Source organism: Rhizobium sp. R634 (assembly GCF_002211305.1).
Lineage (GTDB): Bacteria > Pseudomonadota > Alphaproteobacteria > Rhizobiales > Rhizobiaceae > Rhizobium.
Window position 1 is genome coordinate 50,368 of the sequence record NZ_LOKW01000005.1, and the last position, 24,638, is coordinate 75,005.

The following is a 24,638-nucleotide window of genomic DNA, read 5'->3' on the forward strand; positions in this document are numbered from 1 at the left end:
TTAGCGAAACGGCTTGCTGAGATAACGCGATCCCTGAATGCCGAAGCGCCAGGGTGCTTCGGCATTTTTCGTGATGCCGATGCGCTTTCCCGAAACGACAGGCACCGGCGCGGACGGTGTCAGCGCATAGGGCGGGCGGTCGAGCAGCCTGTCGTTGATGTCGATATCGATGCCGAGCGCCTGGCAGAGCTTGCCGGGACCGCTGCAGAGCGCCCTCAGCATGTCGGTGCCCCGGCGCTCCATCATGGCGGGGATCCCTATCTCCGGCTCAAGGGCCCGGATCAGCACGGCTGAACCCGGATGACAGACGAAATTCAGGCACCAGTACATACCGTAGATGCGATAGATGTAGACATTGCCCGGCCTGCCGAACATGGCGCCGTTGCGCCTGGTAGGCCCGCGAAAACTGTGCGAGGCCTCGTCATCGGGGAAATAGGCTTCCGTCTCGGTGATGCGGCCGCCGGCGCCGTTGACGGTCAGGTGGCAGCCGAGCAAATCGCGGGCGACAGCGATCGCGTCTCTTTCGAAAAACGCCCTGAGGCTTTCGCCGGCAAGCGCGCCGGCGCCGATCGCGCTTTTTGTCATTCCACCATCGGTCATGGCCGAGGCAGATAACATCCGGCGCGCCTGACGTCATCCCTAAACCTTCTGACGGGCAGGCAGGTTTCACCGGCCGGCATTCGGGTCGCGCATCGGGATCGAGGAGACGGTAACCGAGACCGGGTCGCTCGCCGGGAAGGAATCTTCCAGGCCCTCCTCAAGCTCCTCTTCGAGCAAGGCGGGGTCCTTGCGGCGCGCGCTGTCTCTGTGGGCCGGTTCAATGGCCGCCGCAAGCAGGGCCTTGGCGCGCGAGACGGCGTTTTCGGAGGTCAGCTCCGGCGTGCTTCGCAGCGTCACGGCAATGCTATCCTCGCCTTCGCCTCCGAATTCGACGACGAAGCCGTCTTCCGTCTGGTAGACGGTGATATCGTTGAGTGCCATGGCCATCCCCTCCTGCGCCTCAAAAGGTCGCGCGGCGCCGCAGCGCTCATATTAGCAAGGCTCGATTTACTGAAGCGCGTTTTCGGAATTTTGTCGAGCGAAGACCTTCACCAGCCAGTCGATGAAGACGCGCACGCGCGGCGAAAGCTGTCGGTTGCGGGGATAGAGCAGCGAGACCGGGGTCGGCGTCAGGGGGAAATCCTCCAGCACATGGATCAGCGTTCCCTCGGCGAGATCTTTTTCGGCGTGGTAGCGCGGGATCTGGATCAGGCCGAGGCCCAGCCTCGCCGCCGAAACATAGCTTTCGGCGGCATTGACGGCGACGGCTGCGGGGATGATGATTTCACGCACGGTGCCTTCGACGATGAATTCGAGCGGCAGCAGACTGCCGGTGGCGCTGGAACGGAAACCGACCATGCGATGGCCGGCCAGCCGATCCGGATGCTGCGGCAGCCCATGGGCGGCGATATAGGCGGGAGAGGCAAGCGTAATCTCATCCACCATCGCGACGCGGCGGGCGGCCATGTCGCTATCCGAAGGCGTGCCGACGCGCAGCACGCAATCGATGCCTTCGCGCACCAGATCGACCAGCCGGTCGCCCTCGCTCATGTAAAATTCGATATCGGGATAGGTTTGGAGAAAGGACGGCAGGCTCGGCAGCACGAAATGGCGGGCGAGCGTGCCGTGCACGTCGACGCGCAGCAGGCCCTTCGGTTTGGCGCCGGCGAAAGCGCCTTCCGCATCCTCGATGTCGGCGAGGATCGACAGGCAGCGCTGATAATAGGCCTCGCCATCGAGCGTCGGGCTGACATGCCGCGTCGTGCGTTGGAGCAGCCGAACGCCAAGGCGGGCTTCGAGCTGCTTCACCGCATCGGTGACGGTCGAGCGCGGCAGGCCGCTGTCTTGCGCGGCGTGAGTGAAGCTGCGCCTTTCCACGACGCGGCAGAAGACACGCATGGCGTCGAACCTGTCCATGTATTTTGTTCGCCATTCCCGGATAGTGATGCCAAATAATGCCCGATTATCCGTCACAAGAAAAGGCGCATCTTCTCCTCATCGAAAACGCGCTGAGGCGCACATGAAGGAGAAGAACAATGGCTTCGAACGACAATCGCAAGGTCGCACTGGTCACGGGCGCTTCCCGCGGCATCGGTGCCGAGGTCGCCAAACGTCTTGCCAAGGACGGTTTCACCGTCGTCATCAACTATTCCGGCAATGCCGCGCCGGCCGAAGAACTGGCCCGGGAGATCGAGCAGGCCGGTGGCGAGGCGCTGACGGCGAAGGCTGATGTCAGCGAGGCGCAAGCCGTCCGCCGCATGTTCGACGCCGCGGAAGCCGCTTTCGGCGGCATCGATGTGCTCGTCAACAATGCTGGCATCATGATGCTCTCCCCGCTCGCCGAGGCGGACGACGAAAATTTCGACCGCCAGATCGGCGTCAATCTCAAGGGCACCTTCAATACGCTGCGGGAAGCCGCTAAGCGCCTGCGCGACGGCGGCCGGATCATCAATTTCTCGACCTCGGTCGTCGGGCTGAAGCTCGAAACCTATGGCGTCTACGCCGCCACCAAGGCCGCCGTCGAGACGCTGACGGCGATCATGGCCAAGGAGATGCGCGGCCGCGACATCACCGTCAACGCCATCGCTCCAGGCCCCGTGGCCACCGAGCTTTTCCTTAACGGCAAGTCGGAGGACCTCATCGCCCGCATGGCGAAGATGAACCCGCTGGAGCGCCTTGGCACGCCTGAAGACATCGCGTCCGCAGTCGCTTTCCTCGCCGGTCCCGACGGTGGCTGGATCAACGGTCAGACGCTGCGTGCCAATGGCGGGATGATCTAACGAAGGCACCGTCATCGCAAATATGTGAACGGAACTCGCGGCCTTGCCCTCTTACAATCTTTCGGAGAGTGCCTATAACTAATTTATCGCGAATGAGTGGAGTCCCTTCCGCTCTCTTGCGAACCTCCAGCGCCTGCCGCACCCTCCCTACGGTGCGACAGGCACGATGTTCAAAGAATTGCGGCCCGTCGAAGGTTTCCCCTGCCTTCCGGGCCGTGTCTGTTTTGATTGTGACGCTCAGAGGTCGTTCAGCTTCGCCTCGACCAGCAGTTTCACCAGCCAATCGACGAAGACGCGGACCTTGTTGCTGAGGTGGCGGTTCGGCGGATAGACCACGTAGAGCGGGATCGCATCGCGGCGCCATTCCGGCAGCACGCGCAAAAGTTCGCCCCGTGCCATCGGCTCGCGCGCCATGAAGGTCGGTATCTGGGCAACGCCGAGCCCCGTCAGCGCCGCCGTCAGATAGGTGCGGCTGTCGTTGACCGAAGCGATGTAGCGCGGCGTGGTCTCGACCACTTCATTGCCCTTGCGGAATTCGAAGGGCAGCGTCCGGTTGTTCTGGGCGCGGAAATAATTGACGGAGTAGTGCGTCGCCTCCAGATCCTCCGGCCGCTCGGGCATGCCGAATTTCTGGATATAAAGCGGCGCTGCGCAGGTGATCATTTCCATCTCCGAAACCCGCCGCGCGATCAGCGATTGATCGGTCGGTGTGCCGGCCCGCAACGCGCAGTCGACGTTTTCCGCGAGATAATCGACGGTGCGGTCGCTGACGCCGACATCCAGGCGGATATCGGGATAGCGCTGATAGAAATCGCACAATGCCGGAACGACAATCGCATCGGCGAAGGCGCCGCTCATTTCGACGCGCAACCGTCCGCTCGGCAGGCTCTGTGAGTTGGAGAGGCTGCCGTCGAGTTCCTCCAGCTCGGAGATGATCTGGGCGGCACGTTCATAGTAAAGTGCACCGTCCGTGGTCACCATGACCCGGCGGGTGGTGCGGTTCAGAAGCTTGGTGCGCAGATGCGCTTCCAGGCCTTGGATGAGATTGGTCACCGTCGCCTTGGGCATGGCGAGCATGTCGGCGGCGCGGGTGAAATTGCCCGTCTCCACCACGCGAATGAAGACGCGCATTGCCGAAAGCTGATCCATCGGTTTCAAGTCCGCAGTTTGCGTTGCACCATTATTCGAGAATTGGAACAGTGTAATCGCGATATCGCTTCTTATTCCCTGTTCTGAATAACAATATCTTTTTTGTGCAAAATGCAAGCGGCAGGCGTTGTCCGCTTGTGACTGCCCGCAAAAGAGATCGACCGATGACGGTGGAATGGAAAGATATGATGCTGGATAAGGTGGCCATCGGCCCCGTATCCGCGCGTGTCTACCAGGGCGCCGATTACGGCAAGGGTCCGCCGATCGTGCTTTACCTGCATGGCGGCGCGTTTCTCGACAGCGAAACGAATGTCGACAGGCCGGTGGCGATGAGCCTCGCCAAGGCTGGCGCCATCGTCGCCGCCGTCGACTACAGCAGCCTGTCCGGCAACCTGTTTCCGAAGGCGCTGGAAGTTTCGTTCTCCGTTTTCACCTACCTCGCCAACAAGCGCGCCGCCGGTTTCGGCGACCGCAAGTCGCTGCTCTTCGTCGCCGGCGAAGAGGCGGGTGGCAATGTCGCCGCCGGCGTGGCGCTCAAGGCGCGCGACCAGATGCCGGATGCGCTCGACGGCCAGGTGCTGATTTCGCCGCTGCTCGATCCCTTCATGGGCACGTCGTCGATCCGCAAGGCCGAAGCGGTCGGCATGCGTCAGCGCTGGACGGAGGGCTGGAGCCATTACCTGAGCGGTGGCGGCTGCCATCCTTATGCGGCGCCCTGTCTCTGTTCGCGTCTTTCAGGCGTCGCGCCGGCGCTGATCTTCACCGCGGAGGACGATCCTCTGCACGACGAAACACTCGGTTACGGTGCCCGCCTGAAACAGGCCGGCGTCGGTGTGCGCCAGCATGTTCTTCCCGCCGGGACGGGCTGGCCCTCGATTTATGGTGGGAAATCCGGGGAAGCGCCGGACTGGCAGGAACACGTCAGCCGTCATTTCGGAAGCTTCCTTCAGGACGTGAGCGTCCAACCGCAATTGCATTGAAGAAGATCTGATATTTCGGCGGCCTGGGGCCGCAAGGAGAGTACTGATGACGTCCAGAAGTAAACGCTGGGCCCTGGTGGGCGCCGGCATAGGCCTTATTGCGTCGGTTTCAGGCGCTGCATTGTTTTTCGAGCTGCCGATGAGCCGGACCGCCACGGCCGCGTCCGAGCCGGCGCAGCCCCCCGCCGTGCCGGTGACGGTTGCCGTCGTCGCGGCGCGCGACGTGACGGCCTGGGAGAGTTTCTCCGGCCGTCTCGAAGCGGTCGACCGTGTCCAGGTCCGTCCCCGCGTCGAAGGCGCGATCCTCTCGGTGGCTTTCCGTGAGGGCGCGCTGGTGAAGCAGGGCGACCTGCTCTTCACCATCGACCCGGCTCCCTATCAGGCGAGCGTGGCGCAGGCCCAGGGCCAGGTCGCTTCGGCCGAAGCCAAGGTCAGCCTGGCACAGACCGAGCTTGACCGCGGCCGCAGGCTTTCCGACAACCGCACCATCTCCCAGAGCGATCTCGATCAGCGCCAGAGCGCGCTGGCCGAAGCTCAGGCCGGGCTGCGTTCGGCACAGGCCGCATTGCAGTCGGCCCAGCTCAATCTCGATTATACGCAGGTGCGGGCGCCGGTCTCGGGCCGCATCGGCAAGATCGAGGTGACGACAGGCAACCTGGTTGCGGCCGGTTCGGCGTCGCCGGCGCTGACGACGCTCGTTTCGGTCGATCCGATCTATGCGAGCTTCAACGCGAGCGAAGAGATGGTGACGCGCGCGCTCGCCCAGCTGCCGCAGACCGACAGCGCTCTACCTCCCGTCGAGCAGATCCCCGTCGAGGTCGGCACGCTCGCCGATGATGGCACCCCCATCAAGGGCAAGCTGCAGCTGATCGACAACGAAGTCGATGCATCGAGCGGCACGATCAGCGTGCGCGCCGTCTTCGACAATCCGGGCGGGCGCCTCATCCCCGGCCAGTTCGTGCGCGTGCGCATGGGCCAGCCGAAGGCCGAGAACAAGATCGTCATCAGCGACCGCGCTGTCGGCACGGATCAGGACAAGAAGTTCGTCTTCGTCGTCGATGGCGAGAACAAGGTCGCCTACCGCCAGGTCCAGCTCGGCATGCTGTCCGACGGTCAGCGCGTGGTCGAAAGCGGCCTGACCGCCGGCGAGAAGATCGTCGTCAACGGCCTGCAGCGCATTCGTCCGGGCGCCGTCGTCGTGCCGCAGATGGAAGAGAAGGTCGCGACCGCGCAGTAACGGCCTGAATGCCCTTTCCCATCGGGGAGAGGGCAAATACCCGAAATAATACGACCCACCGGCGGGCTTCCAAACCGCCGGCGAGGGACTTTGCATCCATGTTCACCCCGGAGAGGGCTTTGATATGAACATCTCCAGATTCTTTGTCGACCGGCCGGTCTTTGCCGGCGTTCTTTCGGTCCTCATCGTGGTTGCCGGCCTGATCGGCCTGCGCGCGCTGCCGATTTCCGAATATCCCGAAGTCGTGCCGCCGTCGGTCGTCGTGCGCGCCACCTATCCCGGCGCCAACCCGAGCGTCATTGCCGAAACCGTGGCAACACCGCTCGAAGAGCAGATCAACGGCGTCGAGGGCATGCTCTACATGTCGAGCCAGGCGACGTCGGACGGCGTGCTCAACGTCACCGTCACCTTCAAGCTCGGCACCGACCCCGACAAGGCGCAGCAGCTCGTGCAGAACCGCGTCAGCCAGGCCGAACCGCGCCTGCCGGCGGAAGTGCGCGCACTTGGCATCACGACGGTCAAGAGTTCGCCCGACTTCATCATGGTCGTCAACCTCGTCTCCGACGGGAACAGCCACGACATCACCTATCTCCGCAACTACGCGACTCTGAACGTCAAGGACCGGCTCGCCCGCATCGCCGGCGTCGGCCAGGTGCAGGTCTTCGGCGCCGGCGATTATTCGATGCGCGTGTGGATCGATCCGCAGAAGGCCGCCGAGCACGATCTCGCCGCCAGCGATATCAGCAATGCGATCAGCTCGCAGAACGTCCAGGCGGCAGCCGGCATCATCGGCGCGTCGCCGAGCCAGCCGGGCGTCGACCTGCAGCTCAACGTCAATGCGCAAGGGCGTCTTCGCACACCCGAGGAGTTCGGCAACATCATCGTCAAGACGGGCGCCAATGGCGAGATCACCCGCCTTCGCGACGTCGCCCGCATCGAACTCGGCGCCGCCGACTACACGCTGCGTTCGCTGCTCGACGGCAAGCCGGCCGTTGCTGTTGCCGTGCTCCAGGCGCCTGGTTCGAACGCCATCGAGATCGCCGACAATGTGCGCGCGACCATGGATCAGCTGCAGCTCGCCATGCCCGAAGGGGTCAAATACGAGATCGTCTACGATACGACGAAATTCGTGCGCTCCTCGATCGAGAAGGTCATCGACACGCTGCTCGAAGCCGTCGCGCTCGTCGTCCTCGTCGTCATCCTGTTCCTGCAGACATGGCGCGCCTCGATCATTCCGCTGATCGCGGTTCCGGTCTCGATCATCGGTACCTTCGCAGTCATGTATGTCTTCGGCTTCTCGATCAACGCGCTCAGCCTGTTCGGTCTGGTGCTCGCGATCGGTATCGTCGTCGACGACGCGATCGTGGTCGTCGAAAACGTCGAGCGCAACATCGAACACGGCCTGTCGCCACGGGCCGCGACCTACAAGGCAATGAAGGAAGTCTCCGGCCCGATCATCGCGATCGCGCTGGTGCTCGTCGCGGTCTTCGTGCCGCTCGCCTTCATCTCCGGCCTGTCGGGACAGTTCTATCGGCAGTTCGCGCTGACGATCGCGATCTCCACCGTTATCTCGGCCTTCAACTCGCTGACCCTGTCGCCGGCGCTCGCAGCTCTTCTCCTGAAGGGTCATCATGCGCCGAAGGATTGGCTGACGCGGTTCATGGACGCGATCTTCGGCTGGTTCTTCCGCGGCTTCAACCGCGTCTTCGGTGCTGGCTCGAATGCCTACGGCAAGGGTGTCGGCGGCCTATTGTCGCGCAAGAGCATCGTCATGGTGATCTACCTGGCTCTGGTCGGCGCGACCTACAGCATGTTCACCACCGTCCCGGGCGGCTTCGTGCCGTCCCAGGACAAGCAGTATCTGATCGGTTTCGCTCAGCTGCCGGATGCCGCCAGCCTCGACCGCACGGAAGACGTCATCAAGCGCATGACCGACATCGCGCTCGCCCAGCCGGGCGTCGCCAATGCGATCGCCTTCCCCGGCCTGTCGATCAACGGCTTCACCAACTCCTCGAATGCCGGCATCGTCTTCGTGACGCTGAAGGACTTCGAGGAGCGCAAGACGCCTGATCTCTCGGGCGGCGCCATCGCCATGGCGCTGAACCAGAAATTCGCAGTCATCCAGGACGCCTTCATCGCCATGTTCCCGCCGCCGCCGGTCAACGGTCTCGGCACGACGGGCGGTTTCAAGCTGCAGATCGAGGATCGCGCGGGCTTAGGCAACCAGGCACTCGACGAGGCGACCAAGGCGGTGCTCACCAAGGCCTACCAGACGCCTGAGCTCGCCGGGCTGTTCTCCAGCTTCCAGATCAACGTGCCGCAGCTCTATGCCGATCTCGACCGCGCCAAGGCCGAGCAGCTTGGAGTTTCCGTCACCGACGTCTTCCAGACGCTGCAGATCTATCTCGGTTCGCTCTATGTGAACGACTTCAACGCCTTCGGCCGCACCTACAGCGTCCGGGTGCAGGCCGATGCCAAATTCCGCGCCCAGCCGGAAGATATCGGCCAGTTGAAAGTTCGTTCGGCATCTGGTGAGATGATCCCGCTTTCGGCGCTGCTGAAAGTGGAGCCGAGCACCGGTCCTGAGCGCGCCAACCGGTACAACGGCTTCCTCGCCGCCGATATCAACGGCGGTCCGGCGCCGGGCTTTTCCTCCGGTCAGGCGCAGGCGGCAATCGAGAAGATCCTTCGTGAGACCCTGCCTGCCGGCATCGACTTCGAATGGACGGATCTGACCTATCAGCAGATCCTGGCCGGCAATTCGAGCGTTGTCGTCTTCCCGCTGGCGCTGCTGCTTGTCTTCCTGGTGCTCGCCGCCCAGTATGAAAGCCTGACGCTGCCGCTTGCGATCATCATGATCGTGCCGATGGGCGTGCTCGCCGCGCTGACGGGCGTCTGGCTCACCGGTGGAGACAACAACATCTTCACCCAGATCGGCCTCGTCGTCCTTGTCGGTCTATCGGCGAAGAACGCGATCTTGATCGTGGAGTTCGCCCGTGAGCTGGAGTTCGAAGGCAGAACGCCGCGGGAGGCCGCGGTCGAAGCCAGCCGCCTGCGTCTTCGCCCGATCCTCATGACCTCCATGGCCTTCATCATGGGCGTCGTGCCGCTCGTTGTCTCCACAGGCGCCGGTGCGGAAATGCGTGCGGCCATGGGTGTGGCGGTTTTCTCCGGCATGATCGGCGTCACCTTCTTCGGTATCTTCATGACGCCGGTGTTCTACGTGCTGCTTCGCCGGATGACGGGCAACCGCCCGCTCGTCCAGCACAAGCCGGACGAACACAAGGAAGAAGAGGCAGAGGTCATCCGGCTCGCCGCGGAATAAACGGAATTCAACCTTCCTTTGTCGAGTAAATCGGGCGGGAACTTCGGTTCTCGCCCGTATCGTTTTTGGCATATCTCATAAAAATGCGTTACGTTCATCAAAATGGTTTGCAACGGTAGGCGAGGGGACTATCAAAGACGTTCAGCAGTTGGGAGGACTGAATGATCGGCGCGAGCCTAGCGGTCACGGTCCGGGATCAATATCCCGGCAATGCCCAATCTCTTGCGGCAGAAAATGCAGTTGGCGCGGAATGGCTTAACGGCGCGCTTCTCCTCCATCTCGAAGAGAAGAATGCCCGGCCGGGAGGAAGACAGTGACGAATAGCCATTCGCCGAAGCGGCGCCTGCGTTCACAGGACTGGTTCGACAATCCCGATCATATCGATATGGCAGCGCTCTATCTCGAGCGTTTCATGAATTACGGGATCACGCCGGAAGAGCTGCGTTCGGGCAAGCCGATCATCGGGATTGCCCAGAGCGGCAGCGACCTTACCCCCTGCAACAGGGTGCATGTCGAGCTCGCCAAGCGCGTGCGCGACGGCATTCGCGATGCCGGCGGCATTCCGATCGAGTTTCCGACGCACCCGATCTTCGAGAATTGCAAGCGCCCGACGGCCGCACTCGATCGCAATCTTGCCTATCTCGGCCTCGTCGAAATCCTTTACGGCTATCCGCTCGATGGCGTGGTGCTGACGACCGGCTGCGACAAGACCACGCCGTCGGCGATCATGGCGGCTTCGACGGTCGACATCCCAGCGATCGTGCTCTCGGGCGGGCCGATGCTCGACGGCTGGCACGAGGGGGAGCTCGTCGGCTCCGGCACGGTGATCTGGCGGATGCGGCGGAAATATGCGGCAGGCGAGATCGATCGGGAAGAGTTCCTGCAGGCAGCGCTCGATTCGGCTCCATCCGTCGGCCATTGCAATACGATGGGGACTGCCTCGACGATGAATGCGCTCGCCGAAGCGCTCGGTCTTTCGCTGACCGGCTGCGGCGCCATTCCGGCCGCTTACCGCGAGCGCGGCCAGATGGCCTACCGCACCGGACGGCGCGCCGTCGAGATCGTGTTCGAGGATCTGAAGCCGTCCGATATCCTGACGCGTGAGGCTTTCCTCAATGCGATCCGCACCAATTCGGCGATCGGCGGCTCGACCAATGCGCAGCCGCATCTGGCCGCCATGGCGAAACATGCCGGCGTCGAACTTCATCCCGACGACTGGCAGGTGCATGGCTTCGATATTCCGCTGCTGGCCAACGTCCAGCCGGCGGGCGCCTATCTCGGCGAACGCTATCATCGCGCCGGCGGCACCCCGGCGATCATGTGGGAACTGCTGCAGGCCGGAAAGCTTGACGGCAACTGTCGCACGGTGACCGGCAGGACGATGGGCGAGAACCTCGAAGGGTGCGAAGCCAGAGATCGCGAAGTCATCCGGCCATTCGGGGCGCCGCTGAAGGAGCGGGCCGGCTTCCTCGTCCTCAAGGGCAACCTCTTCGATTTCGCCATCATGAAGATGAGCGTCGTCTCAGAGGATTTCCGCCAGCGCTATCTCAAGGAACCCGGGCGGGAAGGCGTCTTCGAGGGCAGGGCCGTGGTCTTCGACGGGTCGGAGGATTATCACAAGCTTATCAACGAACCTGAACTCGGCATCGACGAGAACACCATCCTCGTCATCCGCGGCGCCGGGCCGCTCGGCTGGCCGGGCTCGGCCGAGGTCGTTAACATGCAGCCGCCGGATCATTTGCTGAAGCGCGGCATCCGCAGCCTGCCGACGATCGGCGACGGCCGCCAGTCCGGCACGGCCGACAGCCCTTCCATCCTCAACGCCTCGCCGGAAAGTGCCGCCGGCGGCGGCCTCGCCTGGCTTCGTACCGGCGATGTCATCCGCATCGATTTCAACCAGGGGCGCTGCGACATGCTGGTCGATGAAGCCGAGATCGAGCGGCGCAAGGGCGACGGCATTCCGCCGGTGCCGGCGGATGCAACGCCCTGGCAGCGGATCTACCGGCGCTCGGTGACGCAATTGTCGGACGGCGCCGTGCTGGAGGGAGCGGCGGAGTTCCGCCAGATCGCCAAAAATCCGCCGCGGCACAATCACTGATTTGGCAGGGACGCGGGCCTGCAATCCCTATGATCCAAAAAGGGAAGCCGTAACCAACGGTTCACCTAGTGACTAGTTCGCGCCTCCGGACAAGGCTTCCTTAATGCCGGGCTGAGACCATATTGCCATTAAGAAAGCTTCCAAGGCTGAGAGCGTTGCCAGAGAACAAAGCCACACGGTCCGAACAAGAGTTTCAGGATCTTCTGCGCCGTCTCGAACTCGCCCTCGATGCATCTCAGATCGGTGTCTGGGAGCACAGCATCGCGAAGGACGGGATCTTATGGGATGCGCAGATGCACCGGCTCTACGAAACCGGCGAGACATGCCGGCATGTGCCGGCGTGGTTCTGGTCGAATGCGATCCATCCCGATGACCGCGAGCGGGCCGAACGCGACTTCGACCAGGCGATCGCGGCGCGGGGCGCCTATAACTCCCAGTTCCGGATCGTGCTGCCGGGCGGCGAAATCCGCCATTTGAGGTCGCGTGCGCATTTCTATGTCGATGCGGAGGGCATGCCTTCCTTTATCGGCGCCGAGTGGGATGTGACCGCCGACGTGCAGCTTAATGCGGAACTCGCGCGGCAGAAGATCGTCGCCGAGGCGCGGGCGCTGGCGCTCGAGGAAAGCAATGCGCGCATCGAGCATGTCGCCGATCACGATTACCTCACCGGCCTGCCGAACCGGCGCCTGCTCGACAAGCGGCTCGGGGAGCTGCCGGCTGACCGGAACATCGCGACGCTCGGCGTGCTGCATCTCGACCTCGACCAATTCAAGCAGATCAATGACAGCCACGGCCATGGGGCAGGCGATGCGGTGCTGAGAGCCGCAGCCCTTCGCATCACCGCGGCCATTCCCGCCAATGGCATGGTGGCGCGTGTCGGCGGCGACGAATTCGTCATCGTGCTGGTCAATTTCACCGACCTCGCCGAATTGAAGCTGATCACCGAGGATCTCCAGCGGCGGCTTCGGAAAAAGATCCGTTTCGGCGAACAGATGCTGCAGTCCGGCGCCTCGATCGGCGTGTCCTGGAGCGGCGACCGGCGGGCGCGTAACCTGCTTGCCGAATCCGATCTGGCGCTCTACCAAGCTAAGAAGCTCGGGCGCAATCGCGTCGAATTCTTCACGCGGCAGCTGCAGGAGGACCTGCGTGCCAAGCGCCGCCTCGCCGAGGAGCTGAAGCTCGGGCTGGAGCGCGGCGAGATCGTTCCCTATTATCAGGTGCAGGTCGATGCCCGGACGCGGGAGGTGATCGGTTTCGAGGCGCTGGCCCGCTGGAAACATCCCGAGAAGGGCGTGCTTGCGCCGGGAGTATTCCTGAAGATCGCCGACGAGCACGGGCTTTCGGCGGAAATCGATGCGGCGATCCTGAAAAGCGTTCTCGAAGACCGGCTGTTCTGGCTGTTGCGCGGCGTCGCGGTGCCGCGCATCGCCGTCAATATCTCGGCGTCTCGCCTTGCCGATCCGGCGCTGCTCGGCAAGCTGAGGAAACTCGACATCCCGCCCGGCGTCATCGCCTTCGAATTGATCGAGACCATTTTCCTCGATGATAGCGACGAGAAGCTGCTCGAGCATATCGACGATATCAAGAAGATGGGCATCGACATCGAGATCGACGATTTCGGATCGGGTCATGCCTCGCTCATCGGTCTCGTCAAGCTGCGGCCGAAACGGCTGAAGATCGACCGGCAACTCGTCAAAGAGGTCGTCAGCTCCGCCGAGCAGCGGCGCGTGGTGGGGTCGATCGTGGAGATCGCCAAGGCGCTCGATGTCGAGGTGATCGCCGAGGGCATCGAGACCGAGGAGCATGCCGTCGTGCTGGGTGAGCTCGGTTGCGACGGCCTGCAGGGTTATGCATTCGGCTATCCCACGCCGGCGGCCGAGACGGACCGGCTTTTTGCATCGATGATGAGCGGGACCGAAAAGCAAAAGACGGCGATGGGCGGCTGAGATGCTTTCCTCGCCTTCAAAAGCGGGCGGACGTTATATCTTCGCTGCGGCGTTTTGCTCCTATCGACAGGAAGACAAACGGTCCGCAAGTAATTTTCTTGAGCTTGCAACGGCCCGGTTTCATGATAATGCGGAAACGAAGCTTTTTGCATTGCATCGAAAATGATTATACCGCGTCGCCAAGACCATGGGCATGGGGTTCTCCATCATTTGCAGATGCAATCGGGGAGCCTGGACCTGACAATTGCTTTGCCGTTGCCGGGATGGACTTGCGGGACATTCAATCTGGGAAGGTCGCATGAATTCGGGGGATTTTGCCGTTCGTTCGATGCGGCCCGGCGAACTGGAACTCGTGCTCGAATGGGCGCGCCAGGAGGGGTGGAACCCGGGGCTCGACGATTCGCTGGCATTTCTCGAAGCCGATCCTTCGGGATTTTTCGTCGGCGCCATCGGTGAGGTTCCCGTCGGCTCGATCTCGGTCGTCAAATACGGGGACAGTTTCGCCTTCGTCGGCCTCTACATCGTCCATCCGGATTTCCGTGGCAAAGGCTATGGCAAGGCGATCTGGGAGGCGGGCATCGCCACGGCGGAAGGCCGGACGATCGGTCTCGACGGCGTTGCCGCACAGCAGGAAAATTACCGCAAGGCCGGCTTCGAGCCCGCCTATTCCACCATCCGTTACGGCGGTGTCGCCTCTTCCCTGCCTGTCTCGACGCTCGTTGCGCAGCCGGTGCTGGATTCACGCCTCGAAGGCCTGCAGCGCTACGACTCGGCGATCTTTCCGCAGCCGCGGGATGCCTTCCTTGCCGCCTGGTGCACCGGCCGCAAGGGCCGCCGGACGGCTATTGTGCGCAAGAGCCACAAGATTCGCGGCTACGGCACGATCCGCCGCTGTTACGAGGGCTACAAGATCGGGCCGCTGTTTGCCAATGACGCCGACAGCGCCGCGGCGCTGCTTGCCGAACTGATCCCCGAGGCGAAGGGGGCTTCGATCTTCATCGACATTCCCGTCGAGAACCACGAGGCGGTGGCACTTGCCGAAAGCATCGGCCTTCGACCGGTGTTCGAGACGACGCGCATGTATCGCGGGCCGGCCCCGGCCATCCCGCTGAAACACGTCTTCGGCGTGACAACGCTGGAGCTTGGTTAGTCCACGGGCGAGGCGGGAACGGTCGGAGCTGAAGCTTTCGGCCGGCCCTTTTCGGCGATTGCGATGCCGCCGAGGGTCAGCACCAGTGCGATCATGTGGAAAGACTGAAGCTTCTCGCCGATCAGGGCGACGGAGAGCAGCGTTCCGAACACCGGCACGAGATTGATGAAGAGCCCGGCCCGGTTGGCGCCGATCGCTTCGACCCCTTTGATATAAAGGATCTGCGCTAGCAGCGAAGGGAAGATCGCCGTGTAGAGCGTGATGCCCCAGCCGGCCTGATCGGGCCATTGCGCCGCACCCCGGCCTGCTTCCCAAAGGAGCAGCGGCAGCGAGGTCAGCATGGCAGCGATGGCCGGGAATGCCATCAGCGTTCGCCAGTCGACCGGCGGTTTCCAGCGCAGGAAGATCGTGTAGAGCGAATAGGCGACGATGGCGATCAGCATCAGCCCGTCGCCGCGGTTGAGCTGCAGCTGCAGCAGCGTGGCGAGGTCGCCATGGGCGGCCGTCAGCGCCACGCCCACCAGCGTCAGTCCGAAGCCGAGGCACTGCGCTAGCGAAATGCCGGTGCGGAAGAAAACGAAATTGAGCAGAAAGATCAGCATGGGGATGCCGGCCTGCTCGATGGCAACGTTGATCGCCGTCGTATATTGCACCGCCGAGTAAAGCATGGCGTTGAAGAGCGTGTAGCCGATGGCGCCGTAGCACAGCAGCAAGGGCAGATTCTTCCTGGCGACCGACCAGTCCTTCTTCAGCTGCGGCACCGAAATAAGGGCGATCAGCGCGACGGCCAGGAACCAGCGCAGGAAGGTCAGCATCATCGGGCTGACATGGCCGACCGCAAGCTTGCCGGCGACGGAGTTGCCGCCCCAGCAGAGAGTGGCAATGACGAGGCAGATATAGGCCGTGGCTTGCAAGAGCGTTTCTTCCTCGTGTTTTGGTGAGCGACAAGCGACGTTTTCGCAGGGGAAATAGCCTGCCGGCGGCTGATTTGTCACGTAAAAAGCCCAATCGCCTGTGACAACAGGGTCGCTTTCCCAAAAACAAAGCTTTATAGATGCGCGGGTTTGAGCAGGTGCGCGGTTCAGCGCCGGTAACAGGAAGAGTTAGATGACGAACGTAGTCGTGGTCGGTTCGCAATGGGGTGACGAAGGCAAGGGCAAGATTGTCGACTGGCTTTCTGAACGCGCGGATATCGTCGTGCGCTATCAGGGCGGACACAATGCCGGCCATACGCTCGTCATCGACGGCACGAGCTACAAGCTCTCGCTGCTGCCCTCCGGCGTCGTGCGTCCCGGCAAAATGGCGGTGATCGGCAACGGCGTCGTCGTCGATCCGCACGCGCTGATCGCCGAGATCGGCCGGCTGGAGGCCCAGGGCGTGAGTGTCACGCCTGACAATCTGCGCATCGCCGACAATGCGACGCTCATCCTGTCGCTGCACCGCGAACTCGACGCGATGCGCGAAGATGCGGCTTCCAACAGCGGCACCAAGATCGGCACGACGCGCCGCGGCATCGGCCCGGCCTATGAGGACAAGGTCGGCCGCCGCGCCATCCGCGTCATGGATCTTGCCGACCTCGAAAGCCTTTCCGGCAAGGTTGACCGTATCCTGACGCATCACAATGCCCTTCGCCGCGGCCTCGGCGTTGCCGAAGTCAGCCACCAGGCGATCATGGAGGAACTGACCTCGATCGCCGATCGGGTCTTGCCGTTCCGCGATACGGTCTGGCTCTTCCTCGACAAGGAGCGCCGCAAGGGCGCCCGCATTCTTTTCGAAGGCGCGCAGGGCAGCCTGCTCGACATCGACCACGGCACCTATCCTTTCGTGACCTCCTCGAACACGGTGGCCGGTCAGGCTGCCGCCGGTTCCGGCATGGGTCCCGGCTCGCTCGGCTATATCCTCGGCATCACCAAGGCCTATACGACGCGCGTCGGCGAAGGCCCGTTCCCGACCGAGCTCACGGACGAAGTCGGCCAGTTCCTCGGCGAAAAAGGCCACGAGTTCGGCACGGTGACCGGGCGCAAGCGCCGCTGCGGCTGGTTCGACGCGGCCCTCGTGCGCCAGTCGATCGCCACCAACGGGATCACCGGTATCGCGCTCACCAAGCTCGACGTGCTCGACGGCCTCGATGAATTGAAGATCTGCGTCGGCTATATGCTCGACGGCGAACAGATTGATCATCTTCCCGCAAGCCAGGGAGCGCAAGCTAGGGTCGAACCGGTCTATGTCACGCTGGAGGGATGGAAGGAATCGACCGTGGGCGCGCGCAGCTGGGCGGATCTTCCGGCACAGGCGATCAAGTATGTTCGCCAGGTCGAAGAGCTGATCGGGGCGCCGGTCGCGCTGCTTTCCACTAGCCCGGAGCGGGATGACACCATACTTGTGACCGATCCGTTTGAGGATTAAGCTCACGGGTCACTGTAGGGGATAGTTCGGGAGAGTGCCGGACTTCTTGAGAAAGTACTGATGGCGGATTTTATTGCAGTTATTCGGCGGGCCGTGGACGGCCTGGCTGAAAATACCCCCGAGATGCGGGTGAAGGTCTACGAACGTGCTCGCGGCGCAGTGCAGCGGCAGCTCGAGAACATGAAGCCGCGTCCGCCGGAAGCCATGCTGCAACGCCAGCTCGAAAAGCTCGAGGCCGCCATCCGCGAAGTGGAAGGCGAACACGCCGAGGCGCTGCCGCTCGACGAGGCGGTTGCCGCCGAAGCCGAGCCTGATGTTTCGGAAGAACAAGCGGTTCACGACGAAGGCGAATCAGTACCTGCGGCGGAGACGGCAGCCGGGGAACCGGTTTACGAAGCCTATGCGGAACCGCAGGCCGCTGAGCCTGCGGCGACTGCCGAGGAGCCGGATCACGAGCACATGGAGGCCGTCGCGCCGCAGGAGCCTCAGGACGAGGTCCCTGCCGACGAGCCCCTTTCCGAAGAGACGGCTGCCTCCACTGAGGCTCATGTTTCCCCGGAGGAAGAGGAGCCCGCTCCCGCCGAGACATACTGGCATCCCTCGCATGAGGAGGAAGCGCCGGCCGAGGAATGGCATGCCGCCGAGGCGCATCACGCCGCTGCCGAGGACGTGCCCGGCGAGGACGGCCTTCGGGAGCCGGCAGCCGAGCATCATCCCTACGAGGAAGCCGACGATTACCGGGGTGACGAGCAGCATTCCGCGCAGGCCGAAGAGATCGCGGCCGAACCGGCTGCTGCCGAAGCCGACGAGCCTCAGGGCGAGGCGGCTTACGAGCCTATCGAATCCTTCCAGCCGGTCGCTGGCGGCCTTGACCATGCGGCGCAGCGGCTGGTGGAGCCGGTCGCCGATTTCGATCGTCCGCAGGAATTTGTCGAGCATAGCCGCGAGGAGCCACTGCAGGCGGATGCCGCAGGACATTTCGATCCCGTCTGGGCCGAGCCTGCCGCAGAAACGCCGGCCCCCGCACCCAAGGATGCCGAGACCGAATGGGCGGAGGAAGAGCTCCGGCAATATTCGGAAACGGCGCCTGCTGCCCCCGACACTTCGGCGCGCGCCTTCGAAGACGTGATATCGAGCCTCGAAAAAGTGGCGCCCGCCGCCGTGATGCCGACCGCCAAGGAAGCTTTCTCCTGGGAGAAGGCCGCCTTCGACGATCTGCCGCCGATCGAGGCCGGCACCGACAAGAAGACGCCGGTTGCCTCGCATTTCGACGATGTCGATATCTTCGCGGAAGTGCACGACGGAAAGCCTGCGCCCGCCGCCGGCGCGCCGAACGAGCAATGGCGCGAAGCAAAGACGCTGCGCGGCTACGATCGCCGCGGCCCGGTCGCCGCCGACGACGATGACAGCAATCCGGGAATGGATATCGATCAGCTCGTTGCCTCCAAGCTGCAGGGCAAGAGCTTCCGCATGGAGCCGAAACGCCGCCGCTTCGGCATCGGCACGGTGATCACGCTTATCTTCGCGCTCATTCTGATCGGCGGCGGCGCCTATGCCGGCTGGATGAACAGAGAAGCGCTGGTGGCAATGGTCGACGGGCTGGTGAGCTCGGCGCCGTCGCAGGCGACCCGGAACGAAGCGACAATGGCTCCGTCCGAGTCTGCGACGCCTCAACAGCCGGGCGCAACGGCGCCGGCCGCCCAGCCGACAGCCCCACAGAGTGCTGAGAATACTTCCCCGGCGCCGGCCCAGCCGAATCAGCAGGTGGCGTCGCTGAACAATGACGGTGCGGCGGCCAGCTCGAAGTTTACCCAGCGGCTGCTGACTGACGGCACCGAGGTCGATAGCGGGCCGGCCAGCGTGCCGGGAACGCCGACCGCGGAAGGAAAGTCGGTCGCCGAACAGAACGTCGCCGCAGCCGATACGCCGCCGGCGAGCGCGCAAGGCGACGCGGCGCCGGCCGAAACGCTGACGCCGAACGGTCCGGCGGCATCGCCGCAGCAGACCGCGCCCGTCGGCTCGTCGCAGAAAATGTTCCTCTATGAGGAGCGCATCGGCCAGAGTTCGCCAACGGCGATCGAGGGATCGGTCGTCTGGAGCGTGCAGCGCGAAGCCGGCCAGGACGGCCGGCAGGAGGCGACGGTGCAGGGCAACGTCACAGTTCCCGAGCGCAATCTCTCGGCACTCGTCACCTTCAAGCGCAATTCCGATCCGTCGCTGCCGGCAAGCCACCTCGTCGAGATCGTCTTCTCCGTGCCGCCGAACTTCGAAGGCGGCAGTATCGAAAGCGTTCAGCGCATCTCGATGAAGCGCACCGAGCAGGATCGCGGCGACGCGCTGATCGCGGTTCCGGCCAAGATCACCGACGATTTCCACATGATCGCACTCAACGACTACCCCGACGCCCGCAAAGCCAACCTGGACCTCATGGCCACCCGCAGCTGGATCGATATCCCGATCACCTACCGCAACGGCCGCCGCGCGCTGCTGACGATGGAAAAGGGCGACTCGGGAACGGAAGCCTTCAACACGGCGATCAAGGAATGGAACGCTCTCGGGGATGTCTCGACGAGCCAGTGAGGTGGATCGCGGCTATTCTGCCGGTGGCCCCCTCATCCGCCTGCCGGCACCTTCTCCCCGCAGGGGAGAAGGAGAGCTGTGACAGCGTTCCGCCCCTCTTGAAAGCGTCGATCGTGGAAACGAAGGCAAGCGGCTTGCTCCGTCTTCTCCCCAGCGGGGAGAAAGGTGGCCCGAAGGGTCGGATGAGGGGGCCGCACGGCGTGTCCGCCAGGACCGCCTGATTTGCTGAGCTTGACCCACATAGCCACAGCCTTACGCACTCTACAAACCGTAGAAACAGAAACGCCACCCGTCCGTGCCGGAGGGGTGGCGTTTCGATTCTCAAGCCAGTCTATCAGGCCGTGGCTTCGACGACGCGGACGGCCTTGGCGCGTTCCAGGGCTTCCTTGCGGACGGCGTCCTGGACCTTTTCGAAGGCGCGGACCTCGATCTGGCGGACGCGTTCGCGGCTGATGTCGAATTCCGCCGAGAGGTCTTCCAGCGTGACCGGATCCTCGGCGAGGCGGCGGGCCTCGAAGATGCGGCGTTCGCGTTCGTTCAACACGCTCATGGCTTTCGCCAGCATGCGCCTGCGGGTTTCGAGCTCATCCTGTTCGATCAGCACGTCTTCCTGGCTGTCGTGGTCGTCAACCAGCCAATCTTGCCACTGGCCGCTGTCGCCTTCGGCTGCCTTGATCGGCGCGTTCAGCGAAGCGTCGCCGGAAAGGCGGCGGTTCATCGAGATGACCTCCTCCTCCGACACATTCAGCTTCGTGGCGATTTCCGAGACGTGCTCGGGCTTCAGATCGCCGTCGTCGATCGCCTGAATGCGGCCTTTCAGCCGGCGCAGGTTGAAAAACAGGCGCTTCTGGTTGGCTGTCGTGCCCATCTTCACCAATGACCACGAGCGCAGTATATATTCCTGGATCGAAGCCTTGATCCACCACATGGCATAGGTGGCGAGACGGAAACCGCGCTCCGCGTCGAATTTCTTGACGGCCTGCATCAGGCCGACATTGCCCTCGGAGACGACTTCGCCGATCGGTAGGCCGTAGCCGCGGTAACCCATTGCGATCTTCGCGACGAGGCGAAGATGGCTGGTGACGAGCTTGTGGGCGGCATCGCGGTCGCCATGTTCGGCGTAGCGCTTCGCAAGCATGTATTCCTGCTGCGGTTCGAGCATGGGAAACTTGCGGATTTCGTCGAGATAACGATTGAGACCGGCTTCGCCGGCGGTAATGGACGGCAAGGTATTTCGGGCCATAGTGCACCCTCCTAATATAGATTCCGGTTCCCGATGGAAACGCGCCCTCGCGTCGTGAAAGGCAAACCGGGACGTGCGGCTTTATCCAAGCCCGCACTAAGTCTATATACAGATAAGTATGGCAAAAGCGCGGTTCAAGGCGTCGCTCACGCAAGTGTGAGACCCTTGAGAAACGTCTATCCGCGCAGCACCTCGATCAATTCCACCATATCATCCGGCAGCGGCGTCTCGAAATGCATGACCTCACCGCTGCGGGGATGCTCGAACTGCAGCATGAACGCATGCAGGGCTTGACGGTCGAACCCCTTGACGATCTTGCGGACCTCTTCGGGCAGGGCATTGGCCTTGGTCTTGAAGCCTGCGCCATAAACCGTATCGCCGAGCAGCGGATGGCCGATATGGGCCATGTGGACGCGGATCTGGTGCGTGCGGCCGGTTTCGAGATGGCACTCGACCAGCGAGGCGAGCGCGGTGGCATCCGGGTTCTCCTGGAAACGCTCGATCACTTGGTAATGCGTGATCGCCTCATCGGCGTCGTGACTGTCAGGGCGCTTGACGGCGCGGCGGGTGCGGTCGCCGGTAGCGCGGCCGAGCGGTGCTTCGACCGTGCCCGACAGCGAGCGGGGCCGGCCCCAGACGACGGCCTGATAGGCCCGCTCCAGCGGCATGGTGCGGCCGTGATCGGCAAATTGAAGCGAGAGATGGCGGTGGGCGATGTCGTTCTTGGCGACGACCATGACGCCGGTCGTGTCCTTGTCGAGGCGATGGACGATGCCGGGACGGCGCACGCCGCCGATGCCGGAAAGCGTATCGCCGCAATGGTGGATCAGGGCATTGACCAGCGTCCCCGTCCAGTTGCCCGCGGCGGGATGGACGACGAGGCCGGCGGGCTTGGAGATGACGATGAGGTCCTCGTCCTCATATAGGATATCCAGCGGAATATTTTCACCCCGCGGCGTCGGGTCTTCGGGCTCGGGCAGGGTGATCTCGAAACTGTCGCCGGCGCGCACCTTGCGCTGCGGATCGGTGACGAGCTGGCCGCGCATGGAAACCTGGCCGTCCTTGATGAGCACCTTGATCCGGCTGCGGGAAAACTCCTCGCCGAGCTGCGCCGTCAGCCAGGCGTCGAGCCGGCCTTCGGCGGTTTCATCGGCCGTCAGGACTTTTCTAATGCCGGCTGCTTGTTTAAAGGGGTCGCTCAAGACGCTTCTTCTCCGACGTATTTTTAGAACGGGACGCACAGATGACAGCAATCGAGCCAGACGACCAGGAAGAGAAGCCCCTTGATCCGGCGATGGAAAGTGTCCGGCGCAAGATGGTCCGCCTGCAGATCGTTTCCGGCGCCATCATGTTCGTGAGCCTTATGGCGGTCTTCGGTGCCGTTGTCTACAAGGTGACGCGCAGCGAATCGAAGGAGCCGGCGCCGGCCGTCAGCGCCTCTGGCGTGCCTTCGGACGCGCCGCTTGCGGCGACCGTCTCCCTGCCGCTCGGCTTCAAGGTGCAGTCCACTTCGTTTTCGGCAGGGCAGATCCTGTTCTACGGCGAAACCGTCGAGGGGAAGAGAAAGGCGCTGGTGCTCGATCTCAGGACCGGCCGCACCGTCGCCGACGTCACCGTCGCTGGCAATTGAGGCCGGCATGGCCGCCGACCCGATCGTCATCGACAGCGCCGCCGACCCGCGCATTGCCGAATTCCGCGATATCCGCGAGCGTGACCTGACGGGCCGGGAGAACCGTTTCATCGCCGAGGGCACCGTCGTGCTGCGCATGCTCGCCGAGGCGCATGCGGCAGGCCGCGGCTTCTCGGCCGAGAAGATCCTGCTGCTCAGCAACCGCGTCGGGGGCGTGCAGCCCATCCTGGAGCGGTTTCCGGCCGATGTGCCGGTCTATGTGGCCGAGGCGGATGTGCTCGACGGAATCGTCGGCTTTCACCTGCATCGCGGTGTACTCGCCCTCGGTCGGCGAGAGGATCGCGGCGAGGCGGCCCTTCTCGACGCATTGCCGGAGCGGGCGCTGGTGCTCGTCGGCTGCGGCATTTCCAACCACGACAATGCCGGTTCGATGTTCCGCAATGCGGCCGTCTTCCGGGCGGATGCGGTTCTGCTCGACGAAACTTCCTGCGATCCGCTTTATCGCAAAGCGTTGCGTGTCTCGGTCGGTTCGGTGCTGAGCGTCCCGCACCGGCGCGGCGGCGAGGCGCTGGATGTGCTTCTCGCGCTGGCCGAACGGGGCTTTGCCATCTGGACGCTTTCGCCACAGGGCAAGACCGATATTCGCGCCATTCCGGCCTCGGCGCGCATGGCGCTCGTTATCGGCACGGAAGGGGAGGGCTTGCCGGAAGACCTGCTCGCGCGCTTTCAAAGTGCGCGCATCCCGCAATCGGATGAGCTCGACAGCCTCAACGCGGCAACGGCGACGGGGATCGCGCTGTTTTCCATGGCCTCGGCCATGAGCCGGATCTGAAGCTTATCGCACCGGATCGGCAATGATGGCGGCCGCCCGGTCGGCAAGGCTGACGCGCTCGTTCGGGTTCTTGTTGCCGGCATCCGGCAGCAGGGTCCGGATCGGCGAAGAAGGGCCTTCGTTGAGCGCGGTCAGCGCCACCATATTGGCGGCGATCGAGGCGATCTCCTCGCGGATCGCGCCATCGCGTCCGGTCACGGTCTTTGCCTTCTGCAGGCGCTCGGCGAGGGCAACACTGCGCGTGCGGACATCCTCGCCCATCTCAGCGGTGATGGCGGCGGCGTCGAATACGGATTCGGCTGCGTCTTCAGCCGTGATTTCCACGGGCAGTTCGGCGGCCATCTTGGCAAGGCCGGCATCGCGCAGCACGCGGTTGATCTTGCGGATCTCGGCATTGGCGGCCTTCAACTGGTCCTTCAACTTGGTGATCTCCTGCTGGCGGCGGGCGAGCTGCGTTTCTTTCTCGGCGGCGGAAGCGCTTTCACGCGCGGCCTTGTCCTCCAGGCGGATCACCATATGCTGCTGCTGCGTCAGTTTCTGCTCGGCATCCTTGGCGCGCTTCTGCAGCAAGGTGACGTCCTGGCGCAGCGTGTCGCGTTCGTCGCGCAGCGCGTTGGCGCGGAATTTCAAGCTTTCCGCCTCGGTGTCGCGTGCAGCCAGGTCGATTCTCAGCCCGTCGGTCTGTTCGCCGAGCTTGCTCAGCCGCGTACGCATCGTCGCCAGCTCGCTCTCCTTATTGGCAACGGATTGCTCGGCGATGTGAAGGTTGGTCTTCAATTGGCTGATATAATTCTCGTCCTTGCGCAGATGCGAGCGCTGCTCGGCCGCCTCGACATGCATCTCGCCGATCTGAGCCTGCAATTCGCCGATCTCGGCGGCAAGCCTTCCGGCATCGACGGCAAGCGCATCGTGGCGCAATTGGAACGACAGGGATTTTTCGCGCTCGCGCAGAAGGTCTTGCGTGGTGCGGGCATTCTCGGCGGCATAGAGCGCGCGCACCATATCCTTCTGGGCGCGCACTTCCTGCGGGCTCAGCGGCATCGTCGCCTTAAGCCTGTTCTCGGTGTACCAGACGATCCGACGATGGACGGCGGGCGAAACCAGAAAGACGAGGAAGGCCGCGGTCAGGAAGCCCAATCCGAACAAGAGAGCATATTCGATCACGGCGCGGCCATCGATTAGAAGGTTAATACAGGGTCAACCGTGATGATTAAGCATGCATGGCGGATATCGCAAGGCCGCC

The 24,638-nt window shown here is 63.3% G+C and carries 20 protein-coding genes; 12 read left to right on the forward strand and 8 right to left on the reverse strand.

Annotated elements, in window-relative coordinates; genetic code table 11:
• From ATY77_RS08485 to ATY77_RS08495, 3 genes are all read right to left on the reverse strand, one after another.
• Positions 1-618 carry a DNA-3-methyladenine glycosylase gene (locus tag ATY77_RS08485; protein WP_088686957.1) on the reverse strand — a complete coding sequence of 206 codons (618 nt, stop codon included), beginning with the start codon at positions 616-618 and terminating at the stop codon, positions 1-3.
• Positions 619-666: 48 nt separating this feature from the next.
• Positions 667-981, reverse strand: coding sequence for a hypothetical protein (locus tag ATY77_RS08490; RefSeq protein ID WP_088686958.1), 315 nt, complete (start codon positions 979-981; stop codon positions 667-669).
• Between the two features lie 66 nt (positions 982-1,047).
• A complete protein-coding gene (locus ATY77_RS08495; RefSeq protein ID WP_088686959.1) occupies positions 1,048-1,956 on the reverse strand; it encodes a LysR family transcriptional regulator in 909 nt (302 codons plus the stop codon).
• Positions 1,957-2,075: 119 nt separating this feature from the next.
• Between ATY77_RS08495 and ATY77_RS08500 the strand changes: the two genes are divergently transcribed.
• Positions 2,076-2,819 carry an SDR family oxidoreductase gene (locus ATY77_RS08500; RefSeq protein ID WP_088686960.1) on the forward strand — a complete coding sequence of 248 codons (744 nt, stop codon included), beginning with the start codon at positions 2,076-2,078 and terminating at the stop codon, positions 2,817-2,819.
• Between the two features lie 237 nt (positions 2,820-3,056).
• Here ATY77_RS08500 and ATY77_RS08505 read toward each other — a convergent pair whose 3' ends face one another.
• A complete protein-coding gene (locus ATY77_RS08505; protein WP_088686961.1) occupies positions 3,057-3,968 on the reverse strand; it encodes a LysR family transcriptional regulator in 912 nt (303 codons plus the stop codon).
• Between the two features lie 164 nt (positions 3,969-4,132).
• Here ATY77_RS08505 and ATY77_RS08510 point away from each other — a divergent pair, with 164 nt between their 5' ends.
• The 7 genes from ATY77_RS08510 to ATY77_RS08535 all read left to right on the forward strand — a co-directional run bounded on the left by ATY77_RS08510 (position 4,133) and on the right by ATY77_RS08535 (position 14,704).
• Positions 4,133-4,948 carry an alpha/beta hydrolase gene (locus ATY77_RS08510; protein WP_088686962.1) on the forward strand — a complete coding sequence of 272 codons (816 nt, stop codon included), beginning with the start codon at positions 4,133-4,135 and terminating at the stop codon, positions 4,946-4,948.
• A gap of 46 nt (positions 4,949-4,994) precedes the next feature.
• A complete protein-coding gene (locus ATY77_RS08515; RefSeq protein ID WP_088686963.1) occupies positions 4,995-6,185 on the forward strand; it encodes an efflux RND transporter periplasmic adaptor subunit in 1,191 nt (396 codons plus the stop codon).
• A gap of 124 nt (positions 6,186-6,309) precedes the next feature.
• Positions 6,310-9,510: a multidrug efflux RND transporter permease subunit gene (locus ATY77_RS08520; protein WP_088686964.1), complete on the forward strand. Its 3,201-nt coding sequence runs from the start codon at positions 6,310-6,312 to the stop codon at positions 9,508-9,510.
• 161 nt (positions 9,511-9,671) lie between these two features.
• Positions 9,672-9,827, forward strand: a complete 156-nt coding sequence (locus ATY77_RS32780; protein WP_190233558.1) for a hypothetical protein — start codon at positions 9,672-9,674, stop codon at positions 9,825-9,827.
• Positions 9,824-11,608, forward strand: a complete 1,785-nt coding sequence (locus ATY77_RS08525) for an IlvD/Edd family dehydratase (protein ID WP_088686965.1) — start codon at positions 9,824-9,826, stop codon at positions 11,606-11,608. The genes ATY77_RS32780 and ATY77_RS08525 overlap by 4 nt, the downstream gene beginning before the upstream one ends.
• Positions 11,609-11,763: 155 nt before the next feature.
• Positions 11,764-13,554 carry a GGDEF domain-containing phosphodiesterase gene (locus tag ATY77_RS08530; RefSeq protein WP_088686966.1) on the forward strand — a complete coding sequence of 597 codons (1,791 nt, stop codon included), beginning with the start codon at positions 11,764-11,766 and terminating at the stop codon, positions 13,552-13,554.
• Between the two features lie 298 nt (positions 13,555-13,852).
• A complete protein-coding gene (locus tag ATY77_RS08535; protein WP_088686967.1) occupies positions 13,853-14,704 on the forward strand; it encodes a GNAT family N-acetyltransferase in 852 nt (283 codons plus the stop codon).
• On the opposite strand, the gene ATY77_RS08540 is transcribed toward ATY77_RS08535, so the two are convergent.
• On the reverse strand, positions 14,701-15,618 hold the full coding sequence (locus ATY77_RS08540) for a DMT family transporter (protein ID WP_088686968.1): 918 nt from the start codon (positions 15,616-15,618) through the stop codon (positions 14,701-14,703). The two genes, ATY77_RS08535 and ATY77_RS08540, sit on opposite strands and share 4 nt — an antisense overlap.
• Before the next feature lie 193 nt (positions 15,619-15,811).
• On the opposite strand from ATY77_RS08540, the gene ATY77_RS08545 reads away from it, so the two are divergent.
• Both ATY77_RS08545 and ATY77_RS08550 read left to right on the forward strand, forming a co-directional pair.
• Positions 15,812-17,110 (forward strand): adenylosuccinate synthase, encoded by a 1,299-nt coding sequence (locus tag ATY77_RS08545; RefSeq protein WP_088672803.1) that lies wholly within the window; start codon positions 15,812-15,814, stop codon positions 17,108-17,110.
• Positions 17,111-17,170: 60 nt separating this feature from the next.
• On the forward strand, positions 17,171-19,690 hold the full coding sequence (locus tag ATY77_RS08550) for a hypothetical protein (RefSeq protein WP_088686969.1): 2,520 nt from the start codon (positions 17,171-17,173) through the stop codon (positions 19,688-19,690).
• A 334-nt stretch (positions 19,691-20,024) separates the two neighbouring features.
• Here the strand turns inward: ATY77_RS08550 and rpoH are convergent, their stop codons facing one another.
• Together rpoH and ATY77_RS08560 are read right to left on the reverse strand one after the other, a co-directional pair.
• Positions 20,025-20,933, reverse strand: a complete 909-nt coding sequence (gene rpoH / locus ATY77_RS08555; RefSeq protein ID WP_088672805.1) for an RNA polymerase sigma factor RpoH — start codon at positions 20,931-20,933, stop codon at positions 20,025-20,027.
• A gap of 176 nt (positions 20,934-21,109) precedes the next feature.
• Entirely contained in the window at positions 21,110-22,135 is a 1,026-nt protein-coding gene (locus tag ATY77_RS08560; RefSeq protein WP_088686970.1) for an RluA family pseudouridine synthase, read from the reverse strand.
• Positions 22,136-22,176: 41 nt separating this feature from the next.
• On the opposite strand from ATY77_RS08560, the gene ATY77_RS08565 reads away from it, so the two are divergent.
• Positions 22,177-22,563, forward strand: a complete 387-nt coding sequence (locus ATY77_RS08565; RefSeq protein WP_088686971.1) for a hypothetical protein — start codon at positions 22,177-22,179, stop codon at positions 22,561-22,563.
• Positions 22,564-22,570: 7 nt separating this feature from the next.
• Positions 22,571-23,395 (forward strand): RNA methyltransferase, encoded by an 825-nt coding sequence (locus ATY77_RS08570; RefSeq protein WP_088686972.1) that lies wholly within the window; start codon positions 22,571-22,573, stop codon positions 23,393-23,395.
• A gap of 3 nt (positions 23,396-23,398) precedes the next feature.
• On the opposite strand, the gene ATY77_RS08575 is transcribed toward ATY77_RS08570, so the two are convergent.
• Positions 23,399-24,559, reverse strand: coding sequence for a hypothetical protein (locus ATY77_RS08575; RefSeq protein ID WP_088686973.1), 1,161 nt, complete (start codon positions 24,557-24,559; stop codon positions 23,399-23,401).
• Positions 24,560-24,638: the final 79 nt, after the last annotated feature.

Excerpts from the sequence above, each read along its gene's own strand:
- ATY77_RS08485 (WP_088686957.1), bottom strand. The coding sequence starts at position 618 with ATGTTATCTGCCTCGGCCATGACCGATGGTGGAATGACAAAAAGCGCG.
- ATY77_RS08490 (WP_088686958.1), bottom strand. The coding sequence starts at position 981 with ATGGCACTCAACGATATCACCGTCTACCAGACGGAAGACGGCTTCGTC.
- ATY77_RS08495 (WP_088686959.1), bottom strand. The coding sequence starts at position 1,956 with ATGGACAGGTTCGACGCCATGCGTGTCTTCTGCCGCGTCGTGGAAAGG.
- ATY77_RS08500 (WP_088686960.1), top strand. The coding sequence starts at position 2,076 with ATGGCTTCGAACGACAATCGCAAGGTCGCACTGGTCACGGGCGCTTCC.
- ATY77_RS08505 (WP_088686961.1), bottom strand. The coding sequence starts at position 3,968 with ATGGATCAGCTTTCGGCAATGCGCGTCTTCATTCGCGTGGTGGAGACG.
- ATY77_RS08510 (WP_088686962.1), top strand. The coding sequence starts at position 4,133 with ATGACGGTGGAATGGAAAGATATGATGCTGGATAAGGTGGCCATCGGC.
- ATY77_RS08515 (WP_088686963.1), top strand. The coding sequence starts at position 4,995 with ATGACGTCCAGAAGTAAACGCTGGGCCCTGGTGGGCGCCGGCATAGGC.
- ATY77_RS08520 (WP_088686964.1), top strand. The coding sequence starts at position 6,310 with ATGAACATCTCCAGATTCTTTGTCGACCGGCCGGTCTTTGCCGGCGTT.
- ATY77_RS32780 (WP_190233558.1), top strand. The coding sequence starts at position 9,672 with ATGATCGGCGCGAGCCTAGCGGTCACGGTCCGGGATCAATATCCCGGC.
- ATY77_RS08535 (WP_088686967.1), top strand. The coding sequence starts at position 13,853 with ATGAATTCGGGGGATTTTGCCGTTCGTTCGATGCGGCCCGGCGAACTG.
- ATY77_RS08545 (WP_088672803.1), top strand. The coding sequence starts at position 15,812 with ATGACGAACGTAGTCGTGGTCGGTTCGCAATGGGGTGACGAAGGCAAG.
- ATY77_RS08550 (WP_088686969.1), top strand. The coding sequence starts at position 17,171 with ATGGCGGATTTTATTGCAGTTATTCGGCGGGCCGTGGACGGCCTGGCT.
- rpoH (WP_088672805.1), bottom strand. The coding sequence starts at position 20,933 with ATGGCCCGAAATACCTTGCCGTCCATTACCGCCGGCGAAGCCGGTCTC.
- ATY77_RS08565 (WP_088686971.1), top strand. The coding sequence starts at position 22,177 with ATGACAGCAATCGAGCCAGACGACCAGGAAGAGAAGCCCCTTGATCCG.
- ATY77_RS08570 (WP_088686972.1), top strand. The coding sequence starts at position 22,571 with ATGGCCGCCGACCCGATCGTCATCGACAGCGCCGCCGACCCGCGCATT.